We start from the raw sequence: 2,198 nt of genomic DNA, 5'->3' as shown, positions 1-2,198 counted from the left end.
GGATCAATCCAAAAAGTTGGGGGGAGGTTAAGCATATATTTTCTGTAATCTAAATAGGAAAAAACTTATGTCTCTTACTCCTCTGAATTGGCTTCTTAGTGCTTTTACTTTTGCGTTAAAAGACTCTGCTGAAGCATTTGTACTTCTATTGTCGAAATAATTTAGGATATATTCATAATTGTTCTGAATAGTTCTAGCGATGGTATTGAAGGTTTTCACCTCAAACTTTTCTACTGAATTATACCATAAGGCCAGTTTTTTAAAAGCTACTAATCTATTCTTTGACTGGTGGAAAATATTGGATAGTTCCATGCTGAGGTCGTATGCCTGCTTTAAGTCAGGATATAGTCTAAATAAAACCTCAGACCTATGTACTTGAGAAGCAGACCATTTACTTTCTCTTTGATGCAAAAGAAATCTACTTCTGATTAATAGTTGTTTTAAGGTATCACCGTTTTCTAAAACTTCTGGAACGTACCTCTTCTTCAGTTCTTTAGCATATTCTATTTCTTTATTTTCTTGATCTATTGCCGCCCAACGATGTTTGATTCTGATTTCTTGTACTGCATCACTGGCTAGCTTTTGGACATGAAACCTATCTGAAACCAGCTTAGCCTTAGGAAAGCTACGTTTAGCAATTCGCTCCATGGTTGGAGCAAGGTCCAATGTTATTTCCTTCACCTTTTTCCTCTTTGACTCTGGAATTTTGTGTAGAACCTCAATGACTGTATCACTGACAGTACCTTTGACCATCGCAATTAAAGCTCCTTTTTTGCCTTTTGCAGCCTTGTTGGTCAATATGGTATATAAATCACCATTTGAAAGACAGGTCTCATCCAGAGATAGATTTTCGCCAATATTTTCGGGATAAAGTATCCATTGTTGGGCATGTTCAAGCTGTTTCCAAGATGTATATCCACTCAGGTGGGCTGCATATTGTTCTTGCAAGCGTTTGCCGTCTAATTGAAACAATTCACCTATAACTTTGCAGCTAATTGGCGTATTATCCAAGAGCTCCTTTTAAAAAAGCCGCAAATTCCGATGTCATTCGCGTTCCTGAGGCTACTAAATTCCAGTTTCTATAGACTATTTTTCCACTATCATGATTGAGCCATTTACGTCGCTTGATTTTTAGAAAACAAGCCTTGCCACGAAGTGGGAAATCCCTAACTGTTTCTTCCTCAGAGTAACCTTTGGATTCAAGCTTTTGACCATCGAACTCTTTGGGAATAAGGTTGAGTTCGGTAATATGGATATTGTAAGAATTTTCTACTTTTTCTACTTTAACTACTTCAAAATATTCAAATAAGCCTTCTGGTAGAAGTAATCGGATAAGGTCTTGGTTCAATATATATCATTTTGATCCCAAAATAAATAACTTTTTTCATTCCCCCCAACTTTTTGGATTGATCCCTTTTGACCATCGAACTCTTTGGGAATAAGGTTGAGTTCGGTAATATGGATATTGTAAGAATTTTCTACTTTTTCTACTTTAACTACTTCAAAATATTCAAATAAGCCTTCTGGTAGAAGTAATCGGATAAGGTCTTGGTTCAATATATATCATTTTGATCCCAAAATAAATAACTTTTTTCATTCCCCCCAACTTTTTGGATTGATCCCTTTTGACCATCGAACTCTTTGGGAATAAGGTTGAGTTCGGTAATATGGATATTGTAAGAATTTTCTACTTTTTCTACTTTAACTACTTCAAAATATTCAAATAAGCCTTCTGGTAGAAGTAATCGGATAAGGTCTTGGTTCAATATATATCATTTTGATCCCAAAATAAATAACTTTTTTCATTCCCCCCAACTTTTTGGATTGATCCCTTTTGACCATCGAACTCTTTGGGAATAAGGTTGAGTTCGGTAATATGGATATTGTAAGAATTTTCTACTTTTTCTACTTTAACTACTTCAAAATATTCAAATAAGCCTTCTGGTAGAAGTAATCGGATAAGGTCTTGGTTCAATATATATCATTTTGATCCCAAAATAAATAACTTTTTTCATTCCCCCCAACTTTTTGGATTGATCCCTTTTGACCATCGAACTCTTTGGGAATAAGGTTGAGTTCGGTAATATGGATATTGTAAGAATTTTCTACTTTTTCTACTTTAACTACTTCAAAATATTCAAATAAGCCTTCTGGTAGAAGTAATCGGATAAGGTCTTGGTTCAATATATATCATTTTG

General features: G+C 34.7%; 6 protein-coding genes. All 6 read right to left on the bottom strand.

The features are described from left to right. Positions 1–27 precede the first annotated feature (27 nt). Genes EGI26_RS07170 through EGI26_RS07145 form a run of 6 tightly spaced genes read right to left on the bottom strand, consistent with a single transcriptional unit; the run spans position 28 to position 2,184 of the window. Entirely contained in the window at positions 28–948 is a 921-nt protein-coding gene (locus EGI26_RS07170) for a transposase (protein ID WP_255077348.1), read from the bottom strand. Between the two features lie 55 nt (positions 949–1,003). Then, positions 1,004–1,348, bottom strand: coding sequence for a transposase (locus EGI26_RS07165; protein WP_255077346.1), 345 nt, complete (start codon positions 1,346–1,348; stop codon positions 1,004–1,006). Continuing rightward, a complete protein-coding gene (locus EGI26_RS07160) occupies positions 1,345–1,557 on the bottom strand; it encodes a hypothetical protein (RefSeq protein WP_255077287.1) in 213 nt (70 codons plus the stop codon). The genes EGI26_RS07165 and EGI26_RS07160 overlap by 4 nt, the downstream gene beginning before the upstream one ends. Beyond that, positions 1,554–1,766, bottom strand: coding sequence for a hypothetical protein (locus EGI26_RS07155; protein WP_255077287.1), 213 nt, complete (start codon positions 1,764–1,766; stop codon positions 1,554–1,556). The genes EGI26_RS07160 and EGI26_RS07155 overlap by 4 nt, the downstream gene beginning before the upstream one ends. Continuing rightward, positions 1,763–1,975 carry a hypothetical protein gene (locus EGI26_RS07150; protein ID WP_255077287.1) on the bottom strand — a complete coding sequence of 71 codons (213 nt, stop codon included), beginning with the start codon at positions 1,973–1,975 and terminating at the stop codon, positions 1,763–1,765. Before EGI26_RS07150 ends, EGI26_RS07155 begins: the two co-directional genes overlap by 4 nt. Next, positions 1,972–2,184 carry a hypothetical protein gene (locus EGI26_RS07145; protein WP_255077287.1) on the bottom strand — a complete coding sequence of 71 codons (213 nt, stop codon included), beginning with the start codon at positions 2,182–2,184 and terminating at the stop codon, positions 1,972–1,974. Before EGI26_RS07145 ends, EGI26_RS07150 begins: the two co-directional genes overlap by 4 nt. Positions 2,185–2,198 lie beyond the last annotated feature (14 nt).

The sequence above is a fragment of the Lacihabitans sp. CCS-44 genome (genome assembly GCF_024343735.1).
Lineage (GTDB): Bacteria > Bacteroidota > Bacteroidia > Cytophagales > Spirosomataceae > Leadbetterella.
This window is presented reverse-complemented; position numbering and strand designations above follow the sequence as displayed.